Source organism: Paraburkholderia sp. J10-1, from assembly GCF_905220165.1.
In the GTDB taxonomy this organism is placed as follows: Bacteria; Pseudomonadota; Gammaproteobacteria; order Burkholderiales; family Burkholderiaceae; genus Paraburkholderia.
Genome location: NZ_CAJMYW010000004.1, coordinates 330,979 through 356,426, shown reverse-complemented (window position 1 = coordinate 356,426; position 25,448 = coordinate 330,979). Strand labels below are relative to the sequence as shown.

The following is a 25,448-nucleotide window of genomic DNA, read 5'->3' as shown; positions in this document are numbered from 1 at the left end:
ATGGCGTGGAAATCGACGCACGACACGCGCTGCTCGAGCGCAGCGCATAACGAAAAAGCCCGCTTTTCAGCGGGCTTTTCGTGTTGCGTGCTTGCAGGAAGCGGGGGCTGGTTTAAACCACCCCTGCCCCATGCGCCTGCAGATCGGCGTGATAGCTCGAACGCACCATGGCGCCAACGGCCGCGTGCGTGAAGCCCATCTTGTATGCCTCTTCCTCGTACATCTTGAACGTGTCCGGATGCACGTACGAACGCACCGGCAGGTGATGCTCGGAAGGCTGGAGGTACTGGCCAATCGTCAGCATGTCGACGTCGTGCGCGCGCAGGTCGCGCATCACCTGAAGAATTTCCTCTTCGGTTTCGCCCAGGCCCACCATCAGGCCCGACTTCGTCGCGACTTCGGGATGCAGCGCCTTGAAGTCCTTGAGCAGCTTGAGCGAGTGCGCGTAGTCCGAACCCGGGCGCGCTTCCTTGTAGAGACGCGGCACCGTTTCGAGATTGTGGTTCATCACATCAGGCGGCGCGGCGTTGAGGATCTGCAGCGCGCGATCGAGACGGCCGCGGAAGTCCGGCGTGAGAATCTCGATACGCGTTTCGGGCGACTGCTCGCGCACCTGGCGGATACATTCGACGAAGTGGCCGGCGCCACCGTCACGCAGGTCGTCGCGGTCAACGCTCGTGATCACGACGTACTTGAGCTTGAGCGCGCCGATGGTGCGCGCGAGATTCGCCGGTTCGTCCGGATCGAGCGGATCGGGGCGGCCGTGGCCCACGTCGCAGAACGGGCAGCGGCGCGTGCACTTGTCGCCCATGATCATGAACGTGGCCGTGCCCTTGCCGAAGCATTCGCCGATGTTCGGGCAGCTCGCTTCCTCGCACACCGTGTGCAGGTTGTGCTCGCGCAGGATGTTCTTGATTTCGTAGAAGCGCGAGTTGCCCGTGGCCGCCTTCACGCGGATCCACTCGGGCTTCTTGAGCTTCTCGATGGGAATGACCTTGATCGGAATGCGCGAGGTCTTGGCCTGCGCCTTCTGTTTTGCGGTGGCGTCGTAGGGAACGGCGTCGGCGTTGGCGCCAGCGGGGTTCGCAGTGATGTCAGTCATGCTTTCGATCCAGTCAGGCCGCCGGTGCAACGCCAGCCTGCGGTTGCGGCGGTTCCCCGCCGGAGACGGCCGATACGGCCGGTTCCACTCCAGCCGCTTCGGCCGAAGGGTCTGTGGCAGCCGCTTCGGCTACCGTGAGAAGTGTTGCTGCGTGCGCCGCGAGGTTCGCCTCGAGCCGCGCCGCCAGCGTGGCGGCAACATCGCGCCAACTCGCCTCCACACCCAGCGTGGCCATGTCGACGGTTTCGAGACCGGCGTAACCACACGGATTGATCGCGAGAAATGGGTTCAGATCCATCGATACGTTCAGGCTCACGCCGTGATAGCTGCAGCCGTTGCGGATCTTCAGCCCGAGGGCGGCGACTTTCGCGCCCTTGTGCGCGGCGCTCGCGCCGCTGGCCTCTTGCGGCACGTAAATGCCGGGGGCGCCTGCCTTGCGCTCGCTCGCGAGATTATACGCCGCCAGTGTTTCGATCACGGCGTCCTCAATGAGCGTGACGAGCTCGCGCACCATCAGCTTCCGGCGCCGCAAGTCGAGCAGCAGGTAGGCCACCACCTGGCCCGGCCCGTGATACGTGATCTGCCCGCCGCGATCGATCTGCACGAGCGGGATGCCGCTGTTGGCGACCAGCAGGTGCTCGGGCTTGCCGGCCTGGCCCAGCGTGAACACAGGCGGATGCTCGACGAGCCAGATTTCGTCGGACGTATGCGCGTCACGGGCGGCCGTGAACTCGCGCATGGCGTCGAAGCTTGTTTGATAAGCCTCGTTGCCGCGCCAGCGCACGACGATGGACGAACCTGCCGTTTGGGAATCGGCCGCGGCTATGCCGGGGTCCGAAGAGATTTGCGAGGGTGAAACCGGGGTGGCGCACATGATTTCGGGAGTTTACCGAATTCGGGACAAGCGCGCCGGGCATGCTGCGGATAACGGCGGCGATGGGTTGCCCTCCCATCGCCGCCGCTTTTGGGTCAAACCGTGGGCTCAAACCGTGCGCCAGCCGTCGCCAATGTGAACGCCTGCGCGCTGCGCAGCGCGTGCGGCGATATCGACCACGCGCTCGCTCAGGCGCGCCGGCGCGGCGAACCCAACCCACGCGGCCGCACCGCCTTCCGCACCGATCCACAAGCGTTCGCCGCGCCGCAGCCGCAGCGTGTGGCCGGGTTCCAGCCAGTAGTCGGCGGTGTCGTCGCTGCGCGTGACCCAGACGGTGCCGCACTTCACGGTGAGCCGCGTGCTGCGCGTGACGCGCACCGAGGCCGTTTGGTCGGCCGCCACTTCAAACGTGATATCCGAAGAAATTTCTCTCATTTTCGACTCCGAATGACCTGCTCCGATGGCTACAATCGTAGACGCCATAAGGGATCGGGAAAAACGATCAATTTTCACGGCTATGTGAGAAAAAATACGATATGGATCTGCGCCAGCTACCCGCGCTGAATGCGCTCAAGGCCTTCGAAGCCGCCGCCCGCCACGAAAGCTTCTCGCGCGCCGCCGACGAACTCTTCGTCACGCACGGCGCCGTGAGCCACCAGATCCGCGCGCTCGAAGCGGAGCTGGGCGTGGCGCTCTTCGCGCGCGACGGCAAGCGCGTGCGCGTGACCGACACCGGCCGCCGCTACGCCGGCCAGGTGCGCGACGCGCTCAACCAGCTCGCGCACGCCACCCAGGAAATCCGCGCGGGCGACCGCGACCGGCGGCTCGTGGTGTCGATGCTGTCGTCGTTCGCGGCGCGCTGGGTCACGCCGCGCATCGGCCGCTTCATCGAGGCGCATCCCCAGTGGGACGTCGAGCTGCAATCCACGAATTCGCTCACCGATTTCGCGCGCGACGATGTCGATGTCGCCATCCGCTTCGGCTACGGACACTATCCGGGCCTGCACGCCGAGCTGCTGCTCGACGAGATCTTCTTTCCGGCCTGCTCGCCCGATTTCAACGGCGGCAAGCTGCCCACCGACCCGCGCGACCTCGCGAAGCTGCCGCTGCTGCGCTCGGACGACGAACTCTGGCGCCCCTGGTTCGACGCCGCGGGCCTCCAGGACCTGCCCGAACCGAAGCGCGGCGTGCTCTACCAGGACTCGTCGAACCTGCTGCAGGCGGCCATGGACGGCCAGGGCATCGCGCTCGTGCGCCGCTCGCTCGCCATGCACGAGATCACGCTCGGGCGTCTCGTGCGCCTCTTCAAGGACGTCGACGGGCCGAGCCCCTGGCGCTACTACTTCATCTGCCAGCCGCAACGCATGCAGACCGAGCGCGTGCAGGCCTTCCGCGACTGGGTGTTCGACGAGGTCGCTCGCTTTCGGCGGCTCTACGAAGACGCCTGCGAAGCCGGTCCGCTGATGACGGCGGCCGCGGCGGCGCAACGCGCCCGTGTGGGCGACGTGCCCTGAAACGAATGCCTCAGATGCAACAAGGGCCGCGCATGGCGGCCCTTGTCGTTCGAATCACTGCCAGCGAAGCGCCAGCGCTTACAGCACGATCTTCACCATCGGATGCCCGGTGAGGGCGCGATAGATGTCGTCGAGATGTGCCTGGCTCGTGGCGCGCACCGTGACGGTGAGGCCCGTGTAGTTGCCGCCGCTCGACGGACGCGTCTCGATGGTCGTGGCGTCGAAGCCGCCGTCGAATTCGCGCAGCACCGTCACGATGGTGTCCTGGAATTCCGGATGCGTCTTGCCCATCACCTTGATCGGGAAGTCGCAGGGGAATTCGATCAGCGATTCTTTCGCTTCGGGGTTGCTTGCCTGCTGTGTCATATTCATTTCTCCACTACCTGTAGCTCGGCGGCCAGTGCTTGCACAGCCTCCGCCTCGCGTTGCTTCGCGCGCTGGTACGCCGCATGGAGCGCGGCGTACACCGGGCCCGGCTTGCCGGCGCCGACCGGCTTGCCGTCGAGCGCGACGACCGCCAGCACTTCCTTCGTTGCCGACGTCACGAGAATTTCGTCTGCCTCGCGCAGTTCGGCCTCGGCCACTTCGCGCGCTTCGAAACGCACGCCGCACGCCTCGGCCAGTTCCTCGATCAGGCCGTAGCGGATGCCTTCGAGAATGCGGTTGCTGCGCGGCGGCGCAAAGAGCGCACCGCCCTTCACGACCCACACGTTCGCCGACGAAGCCTCGGTCAGCCAGCCGTCGCGCAGCTGGATCGTCTCGAACGCGTCGTTTTCCGCTGCGTGCTGCGCCATCAGCACGTTGCCGAGCAGCGAAGTCGACTTGATGTCGCAATTCAGCCAGCGCTTGTCTTCAGCGGTGACGCAGCGCACGCCATGCTCGCGCTGCGCCTGGCCGGGCAGCTTGAGCGGATTGACCATCGCGAACACAGTGGGCGTGGCCGCCGCGGGAAACGCGTGGCCGCGCGGCGCGACGCCGCGCGTGACCTGCACGTAGAAGTTGGCGTGCGCATCCCGCGCGAGCGCGCCCGCCGTTTCGTTCGCCTCGATCAGGCGCGCGACGAGTGCGCGCCAGCCCGCCTCGTCGAACGGATTCGCAATGCCAACCTTCTCCAGCGAACGCTTGAGCCGCGCGAGGTGCTGCGCAATGCGAAACGGCACGCGCACCTTGCTTTCACCATCGGCTGCGTCGAGCGCATAAACGGGCACGACCTCGTAGATGCCGTCGCCGAAGATGAAACCGCGATCGAGCACGGGAATGCGCGCTTCGGAAAGCGGCGTGAGTTCACCGTTGAGCCAGACGAGCGGCTCGGCGGCTTGCGTCGCTGGGGCGCCTGTCATCACTTCTTCTTGTTGACCATGAGCATGAGCGAATCCCACACGCGGCCGACGATACCGGCTTGCGGCACGGCTTCGAGTGCCACGAGCGGAACCTGTGCGAGCACCTTGCCGTCGGCGCCCACGAACTTCGCGGTACCAACCTGCTGGCCAACCGTGAACGGCGCGATCAGCGGGCTGCTCAGTTCGACCTGCGGCTTGGCCTTGTCGGCGGCGCCCTTGGGCAGCGTCACGTACTGGTCCTTCTGTACGCCGACCTTCACGGCGTCGAGCGTGCCCTTGTAGACGCGCGGCGTCGCCACGGCCTGGTTCGCCTGATAGATGCGCGTGGTGTCGTACGCGCTATAGCCGTAGTTCAGCATCTTCAGGCTGTCCTGCACGCGGTCGTGTTCCTTCTCCTCGCCCATCATCACCGAGACGAGACGGCGGTTGCCGCCGCTCGCGAGCGGACGGTGGGCCGATGCGATCAGGCAGTAGCCCGCGGCTTGCGTGTGGCCGGTCTTCAGGCCGTCGACCGTCGGGTCGATCCACAGCAGGCGGTTGCGGTTCGGCTGCTTGATGTTGTTGTACTTGAATTCCTTGACCGAGAAGATCTCGTAGTACTCGGGATAGTCGCGGATCAGACGCGTGGAGAGCGTGGCGAGGTCGCCAGCCGACGTGTAGTGATTCGGGTCGGGCATGCCGTTCACGTCGGCGAAATGCGTGTGCGTCATGCCGAGCTTCTGCGCTTCGGCGTTCATCATGGTGACGAAGTTCGCTTCGCTGCCACCCACCAGTTCGGCGAGCGCGATGGCCGCGTCGTTGCCCGACTGGATGATCATGCCGTACACGAGGTCATGCACCGAGACCGGCTTGTTCGCTTCGATGAACATGCGCGACTCGTCGTTCTTCACGCGGCGCACGGCTTCGCTCGGCGTGACGATCTGGTCCATCGTGATCTTCTTGCTCTGCAGCGCCTCGAACACGAGATACGCGGTCATGAGCTTCGTGAGCGACGCAGGCTCGACGCGCTCATTGGCATTGCCGGAAGCGAGCACCTGATTCGCGGTGGCGTCGACGAGCACCCACGAGCGCGCATTCACGCCCGGAGGCGGCAGCCCGCCGAGTACGTTGTCCGCAGGGGTGCCGACAGCCACTTCTGCTTGCGGCTGCGCCTGTACTTTCACGCCCGCAGTGTGTGCGGGCGTGCGAGCGAACGCGCTCGCGCTCGCCAGAAGCGCGGCGGGCACAAGCGCTGCGAGCGTGACATTGCGAACGAGGGAAGAAGGAACAAAAGAAGACGGTTGGCCGGAGGAGAGAAAACGCATAGGTTCAGGTCGGGCTGAATGGGGACGGGATGAACGTAGCGCGCCATGCGGCGCACGGTCGGAGAAAGCCGGAATGCGGGTGCCGTGCACGCGCCGATCGCAGCGCAGCAAGCACAAAATTGGCGAACATTATACGCGTCACGTCGCGGCGAATTTTCGCGATGTCACACGTTTGCGCATACCTGTCGTGCATTTTTCACGCATTTCTCTCGCCAGACGCGACGTGACGGCCAGGTGACGAGCGGCTTGCATCGGGCCCCGAAACATCGGCGCCCGATGCCCGTGAACTGTCAGCGCCAGGCTTCGACGATGATGCGCTTGAGGATATGCAGCTTGCGATGCAGGAAATGTTCTGCCCCCGGAATCACGACAATCGGCAATTCCTGCGGGCGCGCCCATTCGTACACCGAGAGAATCGGCACGGTGTCGTCGAGTTCGCCGTGGATCACGAGCGTGTCGTCGCGCACCGGCGCGACGTCCCAGCGGCTTGCGGCGGTGCCGACGAACACCATGCGCTCGATGGCACCGCCGGCTTCGAGATAGCGCTTCGCGACGTGCGACAGCACGAAGGTGCCAAACGAAAAGCCCGCGAGCACAAGCGGCACGTCGGCCTGGCCCGGTTGCGCGCGCATGTGTGCAATCAGTTCGAGCAGGTCGTCCTGCTCGCCGATGCCGTTGTCGTGCGTGCCCGCCGTTTCGCCCACGCCGCGAAAGTTCGAGCGATAGGTCGTGTAGCCGAGTTGCACCAGCGTGCGTGCGAGTGTTTGCGCGACCTTGTTGTCCATCGTCCCGCCAAAGAGCGGATGCGGATGCGCGACGAGCGCAATGCCGCGCGGCGTCGTGCCCGCGTCGGGCAGGTCGAGCGCGCATTCGATCTTGCCGACGGGACCGTCGATCTGGAATTTTTGTGTCTGGGCGTTCATCGTGCGGCAGTCCTTACGGGTACAGATTGGCCTTGCATGAGGGTCGATCAGCGATCGATTTTCAGGCGCTCGACCACCTGGCCGTTCTGCAGATGCGAAACGACGATTTCGTCGATGTCGCTCTCATCGATATACGTGTACCACGTGCCTTCCGGATACACGACGACGGCCGGGCCTTCCTCGCAGCGGTCGAGGCACCCCGCCTTGTTGATGCGCACCTGGCCCGGTCCTGCGAGACCAAGCTGCTTCACGCGCTTTTTCGCGTACTCCTGCATGGCTTGCGCATTGCAATTCGCGCAGCTCGGGCGGTCCGCGCCAGGCTCGCGCTGGTTCAGGCAGAAAAAGACGTGGTACTTGTAGAACGAATCGGTCATGGCGTGGGGCACCGGTGAGTGTCGTGCAGTGAGCGCAGGCTGGCTGAAAGCGTGTGGCCCGCCTGAGGTATGACTTGAGCATTGTGTTGCGCGCCGGCGTGGCCGTGCGGCGATCCGGTCGATTATAACGAGCGCGGCGCGAACGCTCTGGTGAGCGCCGCGTGCCTTCATGCGCCGCGGCGAGCGCGCTTCGCGGCCCGGCGCGCGCGCCGCACGAGCCACGCGCGTTCGAGCGAGAACGCCGTCCACGCGAGCGCGGCCCAGGGCCACGTCCATGCGAGCCAGCGCGCGAGGCCGTTGAAGTGCAGGTAGCGGCCCTGCCGCCAGTCCGCGAGCACGACGTCGAAGTACGGGTTCACGGGCAGCACGTTCACGAACACGAGGGCCACAGCAAGCGCAAGCGTCGCCGCCGCAGCGCGCAAGGCGCGCGGCAGACGCAAGGCGAGCAACGCGAGCAAGGTGCCCCATACGAGGCCCGCGAGGGCCCCCGGCGTGGCCCAGTCGAAGATGAGCCCGCTTTGCGACTGCAGAAAGGTCGCGCCCACCTTGACGACGAGCGTCGCCGCAAGGAGCGCGACGACGAGCCGCGCACGCGGCGCGCGCGCTCGCATGGGGAGCGTCGCGAACGCCGCCGCGCCGAACAGGTTGAGCGTCGTGACGATTGCCTCCCAGCCGCTATCGGGCAGGCGCGCGGCGAGCATGTCGGGCAACGCGCGCAGATGCCAGGCGGCAGGCGTCCAGGCGAGCACGGCGTCCTGCATCGAGCCGTCGAGGCGTTGCCACAGCGCGCGCGCCCATTCGCCCAGACCGAACAGGCGCGGCGTGGGGTACATCGTCGCGAACGGCCAGAGCCCTGCAAGCACCATCAACACGGCCGCGTCGCGCTCGAACCAGCGAAAGCGCAAGCGGCGCAGGAAACCGCGCTCGAGCAGCGCGCCGGTGGCGGGCGCCGCCACGAGCGCGCCGAGCAGTGCGCCGAGTGCGTTCGAGGCGAGATCGAGATTGGACGCCACGCGCGTGGGCAGCCAGGTCTGCACGGCCTCCATCACGCCCGAGAGCAGCGTGCCCGCAATCGCGGCGAGCAGCACGGCGCGCACGCCTCGCCAGCGCGGCCACGCGGCGAGCACGACGAGCGCGCCGAACGGCATGTAGCCGAGCACGTTGGTGACGATGTCGAAAACCGTCCAGTAGCGCGGCCATGGATCGCCGAGATAGGCGAACGGACTGAGGCCGAGCGAGCGCCAGCCGGAGAACGGATACCACGAGCCGTAGACGATCAGCGCCGTGTAAAGCGCGAGCGACTGGCGCGAGAGCGTCGACGCCTGGCGCGGCAGGGGCTCGCGGGCGGCGGGCGGTGGTGGCGATGGTGGCGATGGCGCCGCCGACGTGTCAGCGTGCGGCGCGGGCGTGTCGCCGCTGGCGAGCGTACCGCGCTCGCCGCTCGCGCTCTGGCCACCGCTTTGGCCACCCTCGTCGCCGTCCATCGCGCGCCGCCCGCCATGCGGGGCGCGCAGCCGGAGCCGTCCCGCTTCGATCATGCCGCTATCCTGCCCTTGCCCCCGATGCCGCGCCGCGCGCCGCCGTCGCGCAACGCCGGTCTGCGCTTTTGAATGCGCTCTTGAACGTGCCCCTCAAGGCGTGCCCGCGAGCGACTGCGTGCTCAGCCACGCGCCGAGCTGGCTCGCGAACTCGTCGCTGGCCGCCTGCAGCGCATGCACGCCGCCCGCGGCGTCGGGCGTGGCCGCCGGCGCGCGCGTGGCAAACGAGCGCTGCGCCAGCACGCGGCCGCCCTGCATGAGCGTGGCGCGCGCGGCCAGTACGCCCGCGCTTTGCGTCGGGCTCTCGAACACCTGCTCGAACTCGTACAGTTCGACCTTGAGCATCGGCGCCTGCACGGCGTCCCCGCCCGCGAGCACCGTTGCATACGCGCCGAGCGACGTGCGCAGGCGCTCCGTGAGCAGGCGCGCGGGCGACATCGTCCAACGGCTGTTCGCGTAGCGCGCCGTGCGCTGGGAATCGGAACTCATCCGGTAGAGGATGCCGTCGTTGTCGAGCGGCGGCGGCGCGTTGACTGCCAGCACCTTCAGCAGCGGCTTGCCTTGCGCGGCGGGGGCGCCCTGAGGGCTCTGCGACGACTGCAGGCCAAGGTCATAGCGAACATCGTTGATCGAACCCGGATTGCCCGCGCAGGCGGCCAGGAGCGCGCCGAGCGCGAGCGCCGCCAGCCAGCCCGAGCTGGCCGCCGCGGCGCGTTGCATCGTTCGTGGCAGGCGTGATGTGCGTGACATTGCGTTTCCTTCTTTGGCGCGCGGCGCATACGCCGCGCGGTGTGCATCGAATGGTGTCGCGAAAGGCCGTATGACTCGTGGCGCGGCCTACTTCGTGCCCCCGGCAGACGGCCACGCAAAGCCCGGCTCGCCGGGCCCGGGCGCCGGCTGCGGCGCGCCGCCGAACAGCACGCTGCGCGGGCTCGTGCTGAAGGTGCCCGCCGCGCGGTCCACGGCGCGCATGGCCGAGCGCACGTCGTCGGTGAGCGAATCGACGCGTGGCAGCGTGTCGTAACCCACGCGCGCCGACAGGTCCTGGATCGACACGTCGATCGAGCTGAGCGCCGCGCCCGCCTGGGCTGCCGCCGTGCCGGCCTTGTTCAGGTTGGTCTGGAACGGGCCGTCCGGGCGGTTCATGCTCGTAATGAGCGTGTTGGTCGACTGCAGCGCGTGCTGCAGGTCGGTCACCGCGCCGGGAAGCTGCTTCGCGGTGGGCTGGAGCTGCTGGGCGAGCACGTTCACGCTGCTCGCGGCCTGCTGCAGGCTGGTGACGGCCTCCATCACCTGCTTGCGGTTGTCTTCGGAGAGCATTTCGTCGATGTCCCCGGCGATGTTGTCGAGCTTGCGCAGCAGCGCGTCGCCGCGGCGCTGGAGCTGATCGAGCAGGCCCGGGCGCAGCGGCAGCTCGGCCACATGTGCCGCGGACGAATGCAGCGGTGAAAGATCCACGCCGTTGTCGTCGAGCTGCACGAAGGCGATGCCCGTCACGCCCTGCAGCGCGAGCGAGCCGAAAGTGGAGCGCGTCATCGGCGCCTTCTGGTCGACGAGAATGCGAATGCGGATCTGGCCCGGATGCTGGGTATCGAACTTGATCGACTGCACCTTGCCCACGTCGATGCCGCGAAAACGCACCGACGCGTCCGGATAAAGGCCCGTCACACTCGAGCGCGAGATGAGGTCGTACGGCACGCGCACGGTGTGGTCAGCGCTGAAGAAGATGACGACAAGCGCGATCACGATGAGCAGGCCTATCGTGAACATGCCCGCCCAGAACGCATGCGGTTTGTTTTCCATCGTCAGATTCCTTCTTTGGCGGCCGCAGCGCGCCAGTTGAGCCGGTCACCTACCACGGCTTGTACCCCACGGCTGCGGGAGCGAGCGCCGCCGGCGGCAGCTTCGCGCGCCGCTCGGGCGGCAGCGCCTGGAGCGCGCGGCGACCGCGCATGCCCAGAAAATACTCGCGGATAAACGGATGATCGACGCTCGCCGCCTCCTCCACGGGCGCCGCCACGAGCACGCGGCGCTCGGCGAGCACGGCTACGCGCGTGGAGAGCGCGACCATGGCGTCGAGGTCGTGCGTGACGAGCACGACGGTGAGCCCGAGGGCCCGATGCAGCGTGCTGATCAGTTCCACCACTTCGTCGGAGGAGCGCGGGTCGAGCCCGGCCGTGGGCTCGTCGAGAAAGAGCAGTTCCGGCTCCAGCACGATCGCGCGCGCAAGGCCTACGCGCTTGATCATGCCGCCCGAGAGCGCCGCCGGCATTTTGGAGGCGTGCTTGCACGGCAGCCCGACCATTTCGAGCTTGAGCATGACGATGTCGCGCAGCAGCGCGGCCGGCACCTTGCCAAGCTCGCGCACCGGCTGGGCAATGTTGTCGAACACCGTGAGCGACGAGAACAGCGCGCCTTGCTGGAACAGCATGCCGGTGCGCGTGCGCATGAGGCGGGCGCGCTCGGGGTCGACGGTCGAGATGTTTTCGCCGAACATCTTGATGCTGCCCGAGGTCGGTTTTTCGAGCCCGAGGATCTGGCGCACGAGCGTGGTCTTGCCCGAGCCCGAGCCGCCCACGAGCGTGACGATCTCGCCGCGGCGGATTTCGAGGTTCAGATGCTGGTGGACGATGTTGCGCCCGTAGCGCTTCGAGAGATTGTGGACCTCGATCACCGGCTCGCCGATGGTCGGCAGCGGCAAGTCCTGCACGACCTCCTTGAGCGGCGTGGTGATCGTACCGGTCGTTTTCGTCTCGATCGTCGTTACCGTCGTGCCCGTCGTGCTCATGACAACCCCACGTTCTGGAACAGGATCGCGAACACGGCGTCGGCGAGGATCACGATCGTGATCGACGTGACGACCGATGTGGTCGTGCCCTCGCCCAGGCTCTGCGAGTTCGCCTTGATGCGAAAGCCGAAGTGACAGCCCACGATCGCCACCAGCATGCCGAACGCCACCCCTTTGCCGAGGCCGATCCACACGTTGGCGATCGGCACGACGCTGGGCAACGAGCGCATGAACCACGAAATGTCGATGCCCAGCACGATCTTCGCCGCGATCGCGCCGCCTAGCAACGCAATGATGTCGGTCCAGATCACGAGCAGCGGCATGGCGACGCCGAGCGCGATGACGCGCGGCAGGATGAGCCGCAGCCCGTGCGAGATGCCCATCACGCGCATGGCGTCGAGTTCCTCGGTCACGCGCATGACGCCGATCTGCGCAGTGATGGCCGAGCCCGAGCGCCCCGCCACGAGAATCGCCGAGAGCACGGGCCCGAGTTCGCGGATCACCGCGAGACCGAGAATGTTGACGATGAACTGGTTCGCGCCGAAAAGGCGCAATTGCTGCGCCGAGAGGTACGACAGCACGATGCCGATCAGAAACGCGACGAGCGCCGTGATAGGCAGCGCGCGCGCGCCGGCGTTGTATATGTTCGCCGAAATCTCGATCCACGGCGTGACCTTGGGCTTGCGCAGCACGAGCAGCAAGTCGAGGATCACGCGCCCGAACATGGCGATGCCGCCGTACAGGTGGTCGAAGAACGAGAAGATCGCAAGGCCGAGCTGCGTGACCGGGTCGACGCGCACGACGCGCTCCGCCGGCTCGCGCACGGAATCGAGCAGCGCGATGCGCTCGAAGATGTCGCGCTGCGTTTGCGTGAGGTCCACGAGATCGGTGGGCAGCTTGTGGCCCCAGACACTCCAGAGCGCCTGTCCACCCACGTGATCCATGCGCTCCACGCGCGAGAGGTCCCATTCCCCAATGCGCTCTTGCGCGAGCGCGCGCAGACGCCGGGCGGCGCCGCCCTCTTCGCGGTCGCGCGCGAGCGCGAGCGCCGTCCACTGGCCAGACAGGCGCACGGTCTTTCCGTGGGTGCCGGCCGAGACTTCAATGCCGGGCGGCGTGGCTTGATTCAAGGGTAAGCACTCGACAGGCAGGGTGAGCAAACATTGTAGCGAACGCGCCCCGTTTCGTCGGTCCGAAAGCGCACGGCCGACATGCAAACGCGAGGCGAACTGTGGGTAACACTCTGGATAACTTGTGGACTGCCTGTGGGCGGCCTGTGAATTGCCTAAAGATTAAGCAAATTGCGCGGGATTCGGCGGTGCGGTGGTCAGCGCCCAGCACCGCAGCGCCTGTGGATGAATCCGTGGATAACCTGTGGGCTGGCTGTGGGCGGCATGTGGATACCCGCATTTCGGGCCGAAACGGGCGTTGCGTCCTGCTGTTCACGCCCCAGCCACTACAATATGAGACATGAACGCGACGCCCCCCACCCCCGATACACCGAGCGCCGGCGACTGGCGCATCGACCGCAACCGCGCGATCACGCTGTTCGGCCCGGCCGCGCACGACTGGCCCATCGAGATCGTCGAGGAAACCGGCTCGACCAACGCCGACCTCATGGCGCGCCTGAAGGCGCTGCCGCAAAAGCGCGACGCGCTCGCGCGCCCGATCGTGCGCGTGGCCTACCTGCAAACGGCCGGACGCGGCCGGCGCGGCCGCACCTGGGTCGCACAGCCCGGCGACGCGCTGCTGTTCTCGATCGGCTGCGTGCTGCCGCGCCCGATCGAAGGCCTCGCGGGCCTGAGCCTCGCCATCGGCTCGGCGCTGGTCGATGGCCTGCGCACGCTGCCCGTGACCGCGCCGGGGCAAATCGCGCTCAAGTGGCCCAATGACGTGCTGCTCGAGGGCGACAAGCTGGTGGGGATCCTGGTGGAGACGGCGTGGACGACCGCCGACGCCACGGCGGTCGTGATCGGCATCGGCACGAACGTGCGCGGCGAAGACGCGCTCGCCGCCAAGGTCGAGGCGCTCAACGCCGCCGGTGGCAGCGCAGCGGTCGTGCCGGGCACGACGCCCACGGCGCTCTCGCGCGCGTGGCCGAACGCCAACCTCACCGACACGCTCGCCGCCGAACTCAATGCGCTCGAAGCCGCGCTGCAACGCTTCGGCGCGGCGGGCTTCGCACCCTTCCAGGCACGCTGGAACGCGTGCCACGCTTACGCGGGCCGCGAGGTCGCCATCTACGAGCAAGGCCAGGAGCTGCTGCGCGGCACGGCAGCCGGCGTGGACGAGAGCGGCCAGCTACTCGTCGATACGCCGAACGGGCGCGAAACCGTCACGACCGGCGACGTGTCGCTGCGGCTCGCGGACGGCGGAGCATGAGCCGGGGCCCCTTCCTCCTGATCGACGCAGGCAACAGCCGGATCAAATGGGCGCTCGTCGCGTCGGACGGGTCGCGCCTGCATGCGGGCACCATCGATCACGTTCCCGCCGACGCCACGCAAGCCACGTCTGACACCCGTTGCGAGGAATGGGCGGCGCTGCCCCGGCCCGCTGGTGCGTGGATCTCGAACGTCGCGGGCGCGGCGGTCGCGCAGCGGCTCGACGCGCTAGTCGAGGCGCACTGGCCGGGCCTCGCGCGCACCGTCGTGCGGGCGAGCGCGCAGCTATGCGGCGTGACGAACAGCTATGCCACGCCCGACGCGCTCGGCAGCGACCGCTGGGCTGGCATGATCGGCGCACACGCGGCCTATCCGGACGAACCGCTCCTGATCGCGACATTCGGCACGGCCACCACACTCGAAGCCCTGCGCGCCGACGGCACGTTCGTGGGCGGCATGATCGCGCCGGGCTTCACGCTCATGATGCGCTCGCTCGGCGAGCACACCGCGCAACTGCCCGTGGTCGCCGGCGGCATGGCGAATGCGGCCCACCCGGGCATTGCCTTCGCCACCGACACGCGAAGCTCGATCTCGGCGGGATGCGCGCTCGCGCAGGCGGCGCTCGTCGAGCGCGCCTTGGCCGATTTACAGGACGCGTGGAGAATCCCGGTTCGGCTCGTGGTGAGCGGCGGCGCCGCAGCCGAAGTGACAGCGGCGCTCAAGGTGCCGCATACTCGCCACGACGCACTGGTGCTGTCGGGCCTGGCGCTCATCGCGGCGCAGTGCTGAGCTGCGACCCCGGCCCTGAAACTGAACGAACGATTTCGAAGGAGCTTCACACGATGCTGCGCTGGCTGATCGCCATTCTGATTCTCGCCAACGGACTGGCTTTTGCGGCCATTGGCGGCGTGTTCGGCCCGACGCCCGCGTCGGGCACGCGCGAAACCCAGCACCTGAACCGGCAGATCCACCCCGAGCGGCTCGTGGTGAAGGCGATCCGGCCCTCCGAATCAGCCGACGTGCCGACCGTCGGCGGCCCGGTGGCGGACCCGGCGGTGCAGGCGTCGACCCTGACGCAGTAAGCAGCGCTTCAAACGCAACTGGCCGGAGGCCGGGCGCGCCCAAGCCTCGGGCGGCCCGGCCTCCGGCCGGTTTTGCATCTGCCGAGCGCACGGTGTGAACGTGCACCCGGACGCCAGAACTTACTTCGATCCTTCCTGCGCGCGCACTTTCTGCAGCAGCTTCGTCGTGGAGCGGTCGTGCTCGAAGGCGATCGCGAGCGCGCGCCCGCCCCACCCGCGCACCAGTGCCGACTCGGGCAGCGCGTCCATGTCGTAGTCGCCGCCCTTCACGAGAATGTCCGGACGCACGGCCTCGATCAGTTCGACGGGTGTTTGCTCACCGAACTGCACCACCCAGTCCACGCTCTCCAGCGCCGCGAGCAGCGCCATGCGGTCGTTCTCGTTGTTGATGGGGCGGTCGTCGCCCTTGCCGAGCCTCTTCACCGAAGCATCGCTATTCACGCCGACGATCAGCGTGGCGCCGAGCGCCTTGGCATCGGCGAGATAGGTCACGTGTCCGCGATGCAGGATGTCGAAGACGCCGTTGGTGAACACCACGGGGCCCGGCAGCGAGGCGCGCAGTTGCGCGAGCGCGTCGCGGGTCGTGATCTTGCGTTCGAAGGAAGCGGGCATGGAATGAGGCTCGGCTAAGAAAACGGGCGTGAGTCGGTTCAGGCAAGGCCGTTACCGAACGCCCCAATGAAAACGGCCCGTCACGCGAAAAGCGCTTCGGGCCGTCCCGATCGCGGCGCGCCACGAAAGGCGCGCACGCGAGATGTCCCGGCGCATCAGGCCGGCTGTTGCGTGCCTTGCTCGGCCTGCAGGCGCTGCACCACTTCCTTGCGATAGCGGTTCAGTTCCTGCGCCGTGGTGAACGTGCGCTCGAACAGGATCGAGAGGTTGTGCAGGATACGCTCGATGACCTTCTTTTCCCAGCCGTCGTCGAAACGGATCTGCTCGTCGAGCCAGCGCTCGAGCCATTCCGGGTCGGGCAGGCGCGACTGCACGGTGTCGCGCGGGAACAGCGCCTGGTTCACGTGCAGGTTCGTGGGGTGCAGCGGCTTTTCGGTGCGGCGCGCCGACGCCATCAGCACGCCGATCTTCGCGAACGCCGCGCGCGCGACGTCGCCGAAATTGTTGAGCGCCTTCTTCATGTAGCGCAGATACGCGCCGCCATGGCGCGCTTCATCGCGCGAAATCGTTTCGTAGATGGCCTTGATGACCGGCTCCGTGTGCCATTCGGCAGCGCGGCGATACCAGTGGTTCAGGCGGATTTCACCGCAGAAGTGCAGCATAAGCGTTTCGAGCGGCGGCGCCGGATCGAACTCGAAGCGCACGGCGTGCAGCTCTTCTTCGGTCGGCACCATTTCCGGCTTGAAGCGGCGCAGGTATTCCATGAGCACGAGCGAATGCTTTTGCTCCTCGAAGAACCACACGCTCATGAACGCCGAAAAGTCGCTGTCGTGGTGGTTGTCGCGCAGGAACATTTCCGTGGCCGGCAGCGCCGACCATTCGGTGATCGCGTTCATCTTGATGGTCGCGGCCTGCTCGTCGGTGAGGAGCGACGCATCGAACTTGTCCCATGGAATGTCCTTTTCCATGTCCCATCGGACCGATTCGAGCGATTTGTAAAGTTCCGGATAAAGCATCGTGTTCATAGTCCCGCCCCTGATCTGCGCAAAACGCGCGCATGACGAATTCGTAGCGTGCCGCGTGCCCGCATAAACGCGGTCGCGCAGGCAAAAAGCATTTAATTTTACGCGGTATCCGGCCCTCTGGACGCAATCGCAGACCGGCGAACGCAATACGCGTTGCCCCACGACAATCCAGCCAACCGGAATGAAGGCGCCGTCGTGGATTCTGGGTAGCTGCTCCGTGCCTCGAACCCGGCCGCCTGATACCGCTGATCACTTCCGATGCCCGCGAGGCGTGCGAACCATCGCCGCGGGTCATGCGACACAATGTCGCACTCTGGTGCCCCGCGCTCGACGTCCCTTTGCCGCACCTTGCCGGCTGATTTTTCAACGGACGAACACCCCGCCCGTCAAGGCCGTGGACCTTGTACGGCGAAGCAGCGCATCGCCGCCCGCAATTCCCACAAATGACCAGAAAAACCTTACACAATAATAGCATGCCGGTCTTTCAGTTCCGCCGCGCCGCCAAATCCGCGATCGCGCCGTCCGTCGGAGCTTTGAGCCAAGTCAAAAGAACATCGCTTTGCGCTAGCGTGTCGCGATAACCCAGTTCAATCAATTCGCGCGTGAATTCGCGCTCGAACAGCAAATAGCTCGCGAATGCCGCGCCGGATGCGCGGTTGCCGCCCATCGCACCCAGCAGCATGCGCACCGAGCGCGGCAACTGCTGCAAATGGCGCGCGGCGACCAGCTCGATGCGCTCGCTCGGCGCGATCGCGAGCACCTCGACATGCCGCCAGCCGCTTTCCGGCTCCACCGCATGCGGCAGCTGCAGCACCATGCGGTTCACGTGCTCGATGCGCTCGATATCGGCGCCGAGCGCGTCGAGGAACACGCTTGCGAGCACCTGCTGGCCGATCTGCGCGAGCGTGGGATACGTGTCTTTATCGCCCCGCGCCGCGGGCACTTCCGGCGTAGGCGTGGCCGCGCCGAGCACGACGATGCGCTGCGCGCCGAAATGGATGGCGGGCGAGAGCGGCGCGATCTGACGGATCGAGCCGTCGCCGAAATATTCGTGGCGGCCGTCGAGTTCGAGGCGCACAGCCGGAAAGAGGAACGGAATCGCCGCCGATGCGAGCAGATGAGCGGGCGTGAGCGCGACCATGCGCGCGGTACGCTGCGCGCGCCGCCAGGCGGTGATCGGCTCACTCGCCTGGTAGAACGTGACGTGCCGCCCCGACGAATAGCTGAGCGCGGTGACGGCGAGCGCATGGAGCCGCCGCTCGTCGAGCATCTGCTCGATGCGGTGGAAGTTGAGCGAGTGCGGGAGCATCCGCGCGAGCGGCGTGCTGTCGAACAAGGTGCGCGGCGCGGTGCGCGCGCCCACGCTGGAGGCGGCCCAGCCAAACGCGAGCGCGGCCAGCCAGCGCGCGCCCGCGGCCGCGACGCCCGGCCAGTCGGTGCGATAGATCTGGCTTGCGCGCATGTCCGACCAGATCTCGACGAGGTGCGCTGCGCCCTGCGTGAACTGGTCGGCGTGACTCGCGATCGAGGTGGCGTTGATCGCGCCCGCCGATGTGCCGCAGATTACGGTGAAGGGCATGGCGCGGCGCGCCGGCTCGGCGTGGCTGGCCAGTTCGGCTAGCGCGCGCAACGCGCCGGCCTGGTAGGCCGCACGCGCGCCGCCGCCCATCATCACGAGCGCAAGCCGCATGATGCCGACGCTCCCCGCTGTTGTGCAGCTTTTGTCCCGGCGTTGCCTTTCTGCTGCGTCCCCCGGGACCGTTCTTCGTAACGTGACGCCGCGCGCCTTATTCCGGCTGCGCCGGTGCCTTCTTCGCGCCGCGCGGCGCGCTGCGGGCCGCCCCGCTGCTGTTGCCGTTGCCGCCGCTGGCGCTGCCGGCGCGTTTGGCGCTGCCGCTGCTACGCTTGGCTGCCGCGGCCGCGGTCTTCGCTTGCGCCTCGCTCACCGCTTCGGCTGCGGCTTGCGCCGCCTCCGCGGCGGCGGCCGGCTGCGCCATCGCGAACTGCGCGAGCTGGTTGAACTGCGCCTGCACGAGATTCCACCACGAACCCGCGTCGAAGCCCGGCGGCGCGGATGCGGTGCCCTCGGCCGCATCGCCGGCGCTCGCGCCTTCCGGCTCGGCGGCTCGCTCGCGCGAGGCGCCCGCTCTCGGCGCTTCGGACTCGGCGTGCGTTGGCGTCATCTGCGCCTGCGCGAATGCGCCGAACGCGCGCAGCGTGGAAAGCGTCGCGCGTTGCACTTCGAGCGCCTGGATGGCGGACTGCAGCATGCCGAGATTGAGCTTGAGCCACTGCTCAACGGCGCGCAGATCGGTGATGCGCTTGTCGAGTTCCTCGATGTTGGTGAGCGGCGTCATCATGTCGGACATCATCGAAAGCGACGGGCCGAAGGCTTGCGCCACGCCCGGTTCAGTACCCGGAAATGCGCCGCCGAACGGCGTGAGGCGCATCATCCCCCACATGCGGTCGAGCATTTCGGCCGGCGGAAAGCCGGGAAAGCCCGGGAACGGCGGCAAGGTGCCTGCTGGGTCGGTCATGCGGATCTCCCTCGCATAGATAGGTGGTCAAATGCGCACGCGGCGGCGGCGCAAAACGATCTCTTCGATGATAGCGCGCGCAAAAGTAGAAATCGGTATAAAGCGCCAACCAACGCACGAACCAACGCGCGTCAGAACGGATCGCCGCCTGGAAAATCGGGCGCGCGGCGCTCGCGCAGCGACTGCACGCCCTCGCGCACGTCCGGTCCCGCGAAACCCATGAATTCGAGCGCGAGCGACGTGTCGAAGGTCGGCCCCGCCATGCGCAGCCAGTTGTTGAGCGCGTACTTGGTCCAGCGCACCGCGGTTTGCGAACCACCCGCAAGACGTTTCGCCACTTCGAACGCCTTCGGCAGCAAGTCGTTTTCGTCCACGGCCAGCGAGACGAGGCCGATGCGCTCCGCTTCCTCGCCGCTCACCGGCTCGCACAGCAGCAGGTAGTACTTCGCCTTCGCCATGCCGCACAGCAACGGCCACACGATCGCGGCATGATCGCCCGCCGCGACGCCGAGGCGCGTATGGCCGTCGATGATGCGCGCCGTTTTCGTCGCAATGGAAATGTCGGCCAGCAGCCCCGCGACGAGCCCCGCGCCCACTGCCGGGCCGTGCATGGCCGAGACGATCGGCTTGCCGCAGTTGATCACGTTGTAGACGAGGTCGCGCGCCTCGCGCCACACGCGCGCGCGCACGTCGAAATGCGTGGCCATGTCTTCGACGAGCTGCAGGTCGCCGCCCGCCGAAAAGCCCTTGCCCTCGCCGCGAATCACGGCGACGCGCGCGTCGGGATCGCGGTCCACGTCGCGCCAGATTTCGGCGAGTTCGCGGTGCATATTCGCGTCGGCGGTCGCGAGGCCGCTCTTGTTCGCGCCCTCGCCGCTCATCACGATCTCGACGATGCCGTGTTCATGCCGCCGCACGCGCAGCGCATGATAGTGGGCGTAAAAAGGATCGTTCATCGGCGGACCTCCTTTGCTTCGGATTGCTGATTACATGAATGCGATGACCGTGCGGCTCATCAATGCGGCTGATACACCCACTTGCCATCGCGGATCTCGACCATCACGCGCGCTCGCGCATCGAGGCCGAGGTGATCGGTGGCGCTCATGTTGACGACGCCATTGGTGTCGTGCAGATCGTGCGTCGCTTCGAGCGCGTCGCGCAGCGCGTGGCGAAACGCGGGCGTGCCGGGCGCCGCCGCCTTGAGCGCAACGGGTATTGCGTTCTGCAGCAGGAGGCCCGCGTCCCACGTGTATGCACCGAACGCCGACACCGTGCCCGCGCCGTTGCGTGCTTCGTAGCGCGAAATATAGTCGAGCGCGAGGCGACGGCCAGGCGCATCTTCGGGCAGCTGCGCGGCCACGAGCACCTGGCTCGCGGGCAGGAACGTGCCGTTGCAGTCGGCGCCGCACACGCGCAGGAAGTCGCGATTGCCCACGCCGTGGTTGTGATAGATGACGCCCTTGTAGCCACGCTCCTTGAGCGCCTTCGGCGGCAACGCGGCAGGCGTGCCGGCGGCGCCCACCACGACGGCGTCGGGGTGGGCCGCGACGATCTTGAGCACCTGCCCCGTCACGCTCGGGTCGGTGCGATTGAAGCGCTCGTTAGCGACGAGCTTGATGTTGCGCTGCTGCGCGGCCTTCGCGATCTCCGCATAGAACGTCTCGCCGAGCGCGTCGGCCTGGCCGATATAGGCGAGCGTCTTCACGTTGTGCGCGGCGGCGTGCTCCATGATCGCGCCGGCCATCATCGCGTCGGTTTGGGGCGTCTTGAACATCCAGTGACGCTTGTCATCGACGGGCTCGATGATCTTCGCCGACGAAGCCAGCGATATGGTGGGCGTCTCGCCCTGCGCGATCACGTCGAGCATCGCGAGCGAATTGGGCGTGATCGACGAGCCGATGATCGCATCGACATGCTGTTCGTCGATGAGCTTCTTCGTGTCCTGCACGGCCTGGGTCGTGTCGGAGGCGTCGTCGAGCACGATGTACTGGACTTTCTGGCCCGCGATCTCGGTGGGGAACATCGTGGCGGTGTCGCGCGCAGGAATGCCGAGCGAGGCGGCCGGGCCCGTGAGCGACAGCACGAGGCCGATCTTGACCTGCGCGAGCGCAAGCGTAGGCACACCGATACTGAACAGCAGGGCGATGCGTGCAGCAAGACGGCTGGGGCGAGAAGCGTTCACGATGTCTCCTTGTCGTTATGCATTCGTTTTGCGTTTTTTTCTGCATGCGGATGCTGCGTGCTTCTACGGCTCGTACCTTGACTGGTCTCCCCGACTTCTCTCGAAGAAAAAAGGGCGTTCGCCAGTGTAGCCGCACGCGTGGCGCGCGGCATCCGGCGAAACCCTTCAGCGCTTGCGTGTCACTGCTGCGTCACTGCTCGCCGTGGAGCGACGCCACCGCCTGATCGATCGCACCGAAAATCGACTTGCCCGCTTCGTCGAGCATTTCGATCTTCACGCTGTCGCCGAACTTCATGAATTCGGTGTTCGCCTGGCCGCTTTCGATCATTTCGAGGCAACGCTTCTCGGCGATGCAGCAGTAGCCGCGCTTGGCGTCCTTGTTCGAGACCGTGCCCGAACCCACGATGGCGCCCGCGCGCAGATTGCGCGTTTTCGCGGCGTGAGCGATCAACTGGCCGAAGTGGAACACCATGTCCGTGCCCGCATCGGGCTGACCGACCTTCTTGCCGTTCCAGTGCACGATGAGCGGCAGATGCACGCGCCCTTCGCGCCAGTGTTCGCCGAGTTCGTCGGGCGTAACCATCACCGGGGCGAACGCGCTGGCCGGCTTGCTCTGGAAAAAGCCGAAGCCCTTCGCGAGTTCCGCCGGAATGAGGTTGCGCAGCGAGACGTCGTTGACGAGCGTGACGAGCCGCACGGCCCTGAGCGCTTCGTCGGGGCTCGCGCCCATCGGCACGTCGCCCGTCACGACGGCGACTTCGGCCTCGAAGTCGATGCCGAACGCCTCGGATGCGCACACGATGTCGTCGCACGGTCCGATGAAGTCGTCGCTGCCGCCCTGGTACATGAGCGGGTCGGTCCAGAACTCGGCGGGCATTTCGGCACCGCGCGCGCGGCGCACGAGTTCGACGTGATTCACGTACGACGAGCCATCCGCCCATTGGTACGCACGCGGCAGCGGCGCCATGCAGTCGCGCGCGTCGAAGCTGAACGCGTTGCGCGCGCGCCCGTAGTTCAACGCGTCATACAGCTCGGCGAGCTGCGGCGCGTAGAAGCGCCAGTCGTCGAGCACGCGCTGCAGCGTGGGCGCGATCGCGTCGGCGATGGCGGCGCTGCGCAGGTCGCGGGAAACGACGATCAGTTGCCCGTCGCGGGTGCCGTCCTTCAGCGTGGCAAGTTTCATGGAATCAGACGTGAGTGACGATAAGGGAAATGTATTCTACGATGGTGAATCGGCGGTGCCCAAGCGGGGCGCGCCGCACGCCCTCAGTTGCCGTACATCGAACACCACAACGCCTCCATGCCGCCTACCGTCCGATCCGCCTCGCCACGCGCGAGCGCCACAGACGCCACGAACGCCGAAGATCTCGCCGACGCCCTCGACACCGCCGAAGCCCCGGAAGGCTCTGAAGGCCCCGAAGCCGGCGAAGAAAAGCTGCGCTCGGGCATCCAGTCGATCGAAGTGGGCTTTCGCCTGCTCGAAGTACTTACCAGCGAGCCGCGCGCGATGATGCTGCGCGACCTCGCGCAGCGTGCGGGCATGAGCCCGGCGAAGGCGCATCGCTATCTCGTGAGCTTCATGCGCCTCGGCGTCGTTGCGCAGGACCCGCTTTCGGGCCGCTACGAACTGGGCGGCTTCGCCTTGCAGCTCGGCCTTGCCCGTCTGGCGCGCGTGGACGGCGTCAAACTCGCGCGCATCGCGCTCACCGAATTGCGCGACGCGCTCGACATTACCGTGGGCATCGCCGTGTGGGGCAACCAGGGGCCGACCGTCGTGCACTGGCTGGAGTCGAGCCACCCGGCGAAAGCGTCGCTCAAGCTCGGCGACGTCATGCCGATGCTCAGTTCCGCCACGGGCCTGCTGTTCGCCGCCTACCTGCCGCGCAGCAAGACCGCCCCGATGATCGAGCGCGAACTCGCGGGCGCGCAGCACTACTCGTACGGTTCCACGCCGCGCACGGCAGAAGCGCTCGAACGCGCACTCGCGCAAGTGCGCGAGCATGGCGCCGCCCGCGTGGAAGGCATGCTGCTGCCGACCATCCACGCGTTCTGCACACCCGTGTTCGACGCGAGCGGCGAACTCGCGCTCGGGCTCATCGCGCTCGGTCACGAAGGCGCGTTCGATATCGCCTGGAACGGCGCCGTGGACACTGCGTTGCGCGGTTGCGCCGAGAAACTGTCGTACGAATTGGGGTACAGTCCGACGCCGCGCTGAACGCTGGACAGCCCGGGCGGGCTGCATGTGACCCCGCCTCGCGCGGCGTCTGGGTTTCTGCGCGTCCCCGGCACGTTGTGTCACAGTAACGTCCGACAGATACAGACTGACGAACCGCCGATGTCCACCCCCGCCGCCCCGCGCGAGGCTCGCCGCCTCGACACCGACTCACGCAGCTCGCAGCGCTCGCGCGCGTGGCGCTGGGTCGGCGTGTTCGTCGCGGTCACGGCGCTCCATTGGCTCGCGGCCGAATGGTTCGAGCGGCATCACGGCGCGCCGCCGCCGGTCGCGCACGTGCGTGTGCCGGTGCAGGTGGCGCTTCTCAAGCCCGAGCGCATCGAGCGCGAGGCACGGCCCGCGGGCCCGGCGGCGGCGCCCGCGCATGCCGCGCCCAAACCCGCGCCAAAGCCTGCCGAGCCGCATACGCTGCATGCTGTCGCGCCGCCGAAACCGCACCCCAAAGCGCCTGCCTCGCCGCCGGATACGCAAGCGGCGCCTACGCCCGCAGCCGCTTCAGAAGCCGCCGCGAGCGCCGACGGCTCGAGTGACAAAAACGGCACGGCAAGCACCGCGCCCGGCAACGGCAAGCAGCCTTCGGCGCAAGCCACGCAGGCCTCGCATGGGCTGAAGTTTTCGGTGCCCCCATCGGGCGAACTGCAGTACGACACGTTCTATAACGGCGTGCGCAATCAGCCCGGCACGATCCACTGGTCAAGCGACGGGCAAGCCTACGAGATGGTCGTGCGCGTGCCCCTGCCCTTCGTCGGCGAGTTCAGCTGGACGAGCAAGGGCCGCGTGGACGCCTTCGGCCTCGCGCCCGATCAGTACATCGAAAAGCGCGGCCATCGCCCTTCGGACGTGACGATTTTCAATCGCACCGACAAGCAGATCGTGTTCACGCGCACGCCCAACTCGCTCGCGCTGACCGACGGCGCGCAGGACCGCTTCAGCATGGTGATGCAGCTCGCGAGCCTCGTGCGCGGCGACCCCGACGCGTACAAACCGGGCGTCACGCGCGAGTTCTATGTCGCGGACAACGACAGCGGCGAGACCTGGCCCATCACCACGATCGGCGACGAAACCGTGAGCACGGATCATGGCTACGTCACGGCTCGCCACTTCATGCGCCTGCCGCGCCGCGAGGGCGACAAGCGGCGCATCGACGTGTGGCTCGCGCCAGCGCTCGGCTGGCTGCCCGTGCGCCTCGTGCAGACCGAGCCGAGTGGCAACCAGTTCGAACTGGTGTGGCGTGGCGCGCTGACGGTGCCGAGCGCTGCGAACGCGCCGACGTCCGAGCCCTCGACGGCCGCGCCCACGACCGCCGCGACGCCCAACGCCACACCCGACACAACATCGCCACAATCCGCAACACCGCAGACTGCGCCAGACTCTGCGCCGCAGCCGCAATCGCCAGAGCAACCGGCGCCACCCGCCAATGCGCAGACAGAATCAACGTCGCAACCGTCCGCGGATGACGAACCGTCCCCCGCCTCGCCGGGCGCCGCGCCCGAGCATCCCTGAGCGCGCCACCGCACGCAAACGCACGCATCGCCCGATCCAGCCGGCCCGCTTCACGACACAAACGCGTGAAATGGCGCATACTGGAATCGAGCCATGCGTCAAGGATCGCAAGGCGTTGCGCGCAGCATGAAGGGCC

The 25,448-nt window shown here is 67.1% G+C and carries 26 protein-coding genes; 6 read left to right on the top strand and 20 right to left on the bottom strand.

The genetic code is table 11. The features are described from left to right. Positions 1–112: 112 nt before the first annotated feature. From lipA to U5A65_RS16755, 3 genes are all read right to left on the bottom strand, one after another. The gene (gene lipA / locus U5A65_RS16765) at positions 113–1,102 is read right to left on the bottom strand and encodes a lipoyl synthase (RefSeq protein ID WP_158756805.1); all 990 of its coding nucleotides are present in this window, start codon (positions 1,100–1,102) and stop codon (positions 113–115) included. A gap of 13 nt (positions 1,103–1,115) precedes the next feature. After that, the gene (lipB, locus tag U5A65_RS16760; protein ID WP_321934367.1) at positions 1,116–1,976 is read right to left on the bottom strand and encodes a lipoyl(octanoyl) transferase LipB; all 861 of its coding nucleotides are present in this window, start codon (positions 1,974–1,976) and stop codon (positions 1,116–1,118) included. A gap of 108 nt (positions 1,977–2,084) precedes the next feature. Then, positions 2,085–2,411 (bottom strand): DUF2917 domain-containing protein, encoded by a 327-nt coding sequence (locus U5A65_RS16755; protein ID WP_321907564.1) that lies wholly within the window; start codon positions 2,409–2,411, stop codon positions 2,085–2,087. Positions 2,412–2,512: 101 nt separating this feature from the next. Here U5A65_RS16755 and U5A65_RS16750 point away from each other — a divergent pair, with 101 nt between their 5' ends. Further along, a complete protein-coding gene (locus U5A65_RS16750; RefSeq protein WP_321907563.1) occupies positions 2,513–3,490 on the top strand; it encodes a transcriptional regulator GcvA in 978 nt (325 codons plus the stop codon). A 78-nt stretch (positions 3,491–3,568) separates the two neighbouring features. Here the strand turns inward: U5A65_RS16750 and U5A65_RS16745 are convergent, their stop codons facing one another. From U5A65_RS16745 to U5A65_RS16700, 10 genes are all read right to left on the bottom strand, one after another. Beyond that, the gene (locus U5A65_RS16745) at positions 3,569–3,856 is read right to left on the bottom strand and encodes a DUF493 family protein (RefSeq protein ID WP_407671784.1); all 288 of its coding nucleotides are present in this window, start codon (positions 3,854–3,856) and stop codon (positions 3,569–3,571) included. A 2-nt stretch (positions 3,857–3,858) separates the two neighbouring features. Then, complete coding sequence (locus U5A65_RS16740; RefSeq protein WP_321946833.1) at positions 3,859–4,830, bottom strand: D-amino acid aminotransferase; 972 nt, start codon at positions 4,828–4,830, stop codon at positions 3,859–3,861. Next, a complete protein-coding gene (locus U5A65_RS16735) occupies positions 4,830–6,134 on the bottom strand; it encodes a D-alanyl-D-alanine carboxypeptidase family protein (protein ID WP_321907558.1) in 1,305 nt (434 codons plus the stop codon). Before U5A65_RS16735 ends, U5A65_RS16740 begins: the two co-directional genes overlap by 1 nt. 290 nt (positions 6,135–6,424) lie before the next feature. Continuing rightward, positions 6,425–7,057 (bottom strand): alpha/beta hydrolase, encoded by a 633-nt coding sequence (locus tag U5A65_RS16730; protein ID WP_321907557.1) that lies wholly within the window; start codon positions 7,055–7,057, stop codon positions 6,425–6,427. Between the two features lie 47 nt (positions 7,058–7,104). Next, positions 7,105–7,431 carry a (2Fe-2S) ferredoxin domain-containing protein gene (locus tag U5A65_RS16725; RefSeq protein WP_321907556.1) on the bottom strand — a complete coding sequence of 109 codons (327 nt, stop codon included), beginning with the start codon at positions 7,429–7,431 and terminating at the stop codon, positions 7,105–7,107. A 167-nt stretch (positions 7,432–7,598) separates the two neighbouring features. After that, positions 7,599–8,969 (bottom strand): VanZ family protein, encoded by a 1,371-nt coding sequence (locus tag U5A65_RS16720; protein WP_321946832.1) that lies wholly within the window; start codon positions 8,967–8,969, stop codon positions 7,599–7,601. Positions 8,970–9,062: 93 nt separating this feature from the next. Continuing rightward, positions 9,063–9,701, bottom strand: a complete 639-nt coding sequence (locus U5A65_RS16715; protein WP_415765070.1) for an ABC-type transport auxiliary lipoprotein family protein — start codon at positions 9,699–9,701, stop codon at positions 9,063–9,065. Positions 9,702–9,806: 105 nt separating this feature from the next. Next, the gene (locus U5A65_RS16710) at positions 9,807–10,772 is read right to left on the bottom strand and encodes an MlaD family protein (protein ID WP_321907552.1); all 966 of its coding nucleotides are present in this window, start codon (positions 10,770–10,772) and stop codon (positions 9,807–9,809) included. A 49-nt stretch (positions 10,773–10,821) separates the two neighbouring features. Continuing rightward, entirely contained in the window at positions 10,822–11,703 is an 882-nt protein-coding gene (locus U5A65_RS16705) for an ABC transporter ATP-binding protein (RefSeq protein WP_321907811.1), read from the bottom strand. 50 nt (positions 11,704–11,753) lie between these two features. Then, a complete protein-coding gene (locus U5A65_RS16700) occupies positions 11,754–12,887 on the bottom strand; it encodes an ABC transporter permease (RefSeq protein WP_321907550.1) in 1,134 nt (377 codons plus the stop codon). A gap of 340 nt (positions 12,888–13,227) precedes the next feature. On the opposite strand from U5A65_RS16700, the gene U5A65_RS16695 reads away from it, so the two are divergent. From U5A65_RS16695 to U5A65_RS16685, 3 genes are read left to right on the top strand one after another with little or no spacing between them, the layout of a single operon-like run. Continuing rightward, entirely contained in the window at positions 13,228–14,139 is a 912-nt protein-coding gene (locus U5A65_RS16695; protein WP_321946830.1) for a biotin--[acetyl-CoA-carboxylase] ligase, read from the top strand. After that, entirely contained in the window at positions 14,136–14,927 is a 792-nt protein-coding gene (locus tag U5A65_RS16690; protein WP_321946829.1) for a type III pantothenate kinase, read from the top strand. The genes U5A65_RS16695 and U5A65_RS16690 overlap by 4 nt, the downstream gene beginning before the upstream one ends. Before the next feature lie 53 nt (positions 14,928–14,980). Continuing rightward, positions 14,981–15,220 (top strand): hypothetical protein, encoded by a 240-nt coding sequence (locus tag U5A65_RS16685; RefSeq protein ID WP_321934373.1) that lies wholly within the window; start codon positions 14,981–14,983, stop codon positions 15,218–15,220. Positions 15,221–15,340: 120 nt separating this feature from the next. Here U5A65_RS16685 and rfaE2 read toward each other — a convergent pair whose 3' ends face one another. The 7 genes from rfaE2 to U5A65_RS16650 all read right to left on the bottom strand — a co-directional run bounded on the left by rfaE2 (position 15,341) and on the right by U5A65_RS16650 (position 22,759). Then, positions 15,341–15,832, bottom strand: a complete 492-nt coding sequence (gene rfaE2, locus U5A65_RS16680) for a D-glycero-beta-D-manno-heptose 1-phosphate adenylyltransferase (protein ID WP_321907545.1) — start codon at positions 15,830–15,832, stop codon at positions 15,341–15,343. A 155-nt stretch (positions 15,833–15,987) separates the two neighbouring features. Beyond that, complete coding sequence (locus U5A65_RS16675) at positions 15,988–16,857, bottom strand: acyl-ACP desaturase (protein ID WP_028201777.1); 870 nt, start codon at positions 16,855–16,857, stop codon at positions 15,988–15,990. Between the two features lie 484 nt (positions 16,858–17,341). Then, a complete protein-coding gene (locus U5A65_RS16670; RefSeq protein ID WP_321946828.1) occupies positions 17,342–18,547 on the bottom strand; it encodes a patatin-like phospholipase family protein in 1,206 nt (401 codons plus the stop codon). A gap of 97 nt (positions 18,548–18,644) precedes the next feature. After that, positions 18,645–19,394 carry a PhaM family polyhydroxyalkanoate granule multifunctional regulatory protein gene (locus tag U5A65_RS16665; protein WP_321934375.1) on the bottom strand — a complete coding sequence of 250 codons (750 nt, stop codon included), beginning with the start codon at positions 19,392–19,394 and terminating at the stop codon, positions 18,645–18,647. A gap of 131 nt (positions 19,395–19,525) precedes the next feature. Continuing rightward, positions 19,526–20,350, bottom strand: a complete 825-nt coding sequence (locus U5A65_RS16660) for an enoyl-CoA hydratase/isomerase family protein (RefSeq protein ID WP_321907539.1) — start codon at positions 20,348–20,350, stop codon at positions 19,526–19,528. Positions 20,351–20,409: 59 nt separating this feature from the next. Beyond that, a complete protein-coding gene (locus U5A65_RS16655) occupies positions 20,410–21,540 on the bottom strand; it encodes an ABC transporter substrate-binding protein (RefSeq protein WP_415765068.1) in 1,131 nt (376 codons plus the stop codon). A 226-nt stretch (positions 21,541–21,766) separates the two neighbouring features. Beyond that, the gene (locus tag U5A65_RS16650) at positions 21,767–22,759 is read right to left on the bottom strand and encodes a fumarylacetoacetate hydrolase family protein (protein WP_321907535.1); all 993 of its coding nucleotides are present in this window, start codon (positions 22,757–22,759) and stop codon (positions 21,767–21,769) included. Positions 22,760–22,876: 117 nt separating this feature from the next. On the opposite strand from U5A65_RS16650, the gene U5A65_RS16645 reads away from it, so the two are divergent. Continuing rightward, positions 22,877–23,791, top strand: a complete 915-nt coding sequence (locus U5A65_RS16645) for an IclR family transcriptional regulator (RefSeq protein WP_321946826.1) — start codon at positions 22,877–22,879, stop codon at positions 23,789–23,791. A gap of 120 nt (positions 23,792–23,911) precedes the next feature. Then, positions 23,912–25,312: a DUF3108 domain-containing protein gene (locus U5A65_RS16640; protein WP_321907532.1), complete on the top strand. Its 1,401-nt coding sequence runs from the start codon at positions 23,912–23,914 to the stop codon at positions 25,310–25,312. The last annotated feature ends 136 nt before the right edge of the window (positions 25,313–25,448 follow it).